At 34.1% G+C, this 1,249-nt stretch carries 1 protein-coding gene; it reads left to right on the top strand.

Annotated elements, in window-relative coordinates:
• On the top strand, nucleotides 1-1,249 hold a 1,249-nt coding region (locus tag LBV24_RS15015; RefSeq protein ID WP_224479478.1), incomplete at both ends, for an OmpA family protein.

Here is a 1,249-nt window from a genome sequence, read left to right as displayed (position 1 = left end):
TTGTAAATGTTGAAAATGTACCTTTTAATTCTGAAAATTCTGATTTCGGTTCATTCATATATAATGACAAACTTTATTTTGCCTCTGCAAGAGACAATGAAAATGAAATTTACAGCTGGAATAAAGAACCCTTTTTAGATTTATACCAATTAACAGTTTCAGACACTTCCAATGTTACAACTTACGGTTCCGTATCAAAAATATCGTCTAACGATATCAATACAGATTTTCACGAGGCTTCAATCGCTATAACCAATGACGGAAAAACCATTTATTTCACAAGGGACAACGTAACAAAGAGAAATAAGCTGGCATATGACAAAAAAGGAACTGCACATCTTAAAATTTACAAGGCTACCCTTGTTGATGACCAATGGACAAATAGTATAGAATTGCCATTTAACGATAAAATCTATTCTACTGGACATCCTGCCTTAAGTCCGGACAACAAAACCTTATATTTTGTGTCTGATCGCGAGGGCGGCATCGGTCAAACTGACATTTACTCAGTAGCTATTAATGACGATGGCACTTATGGAGAGCCTGAGAATTTAGGTGAAACTGTTAACACTGAAGGACGTGAGATGTTTCCTTTTGTCTCTAAAGACAATACGCTATACTTCTCTTCAGATGGATATTTAAATTTAGGATTACTAGATATTTTTAAATCTAATAAACTCAAGGGTGAGCGAGACGAACCTGAAAATTTAGGTGCTCCATACAACAGTGGTTATGATGATTTTGCATTTTTCATAAATACGGATACTGAGCAAGGCTATTTCTCCTCTAACAGACCTAACGGCAAAGGTGGCGATGATATTTACAGCTTTAATATAACCGAGTGTAAACAAGTTATTACAGGTACTGTTATTGATAGTGATACTGGTACCTTGCTAACTGGTGTTAATGTTAGATTAATAGACGAAACTGGTAAGGTGATAGACGAGCTAAACACTGAAGATGGTAGTGATTTTACCTTTACGGTAGAATGCGACCAGTCCTATACAGTTGTTGCCAATAAATTAGATTACAAAGAAGACAAGCAAAATATTGTTGTTGACAATACTAATGAAAAAGTAAATCAAGCAGATTTAAAATTAGTGCCTCTAATTATAGATAATCAAATAGTGATCAATCCTATATTCTTTGATTTTGATAAATGGAATATTAGAACCGATGCTCAATACGAATTGGAAAATATTGTTGATGTCTTGAGAAAACACCCTGAAATGGTCATTAAAATTGAATC

It is taken from the genome of Winogradskyella vincentii (genome assembly GCF_020166345.1).
GTDB classification, from domain to species: Bacteria; Bacteroidota; Bacteroidia; order Flavobacteriales; family Flavobacteriaceae; genus Winogradskyella; species Winogradskyella vincentii.
The sequence above is the reverse complement of the archived record's forward strand: the minus strand, read 5'-3'. Positions and strand labels throughout refer to the sequence as shown.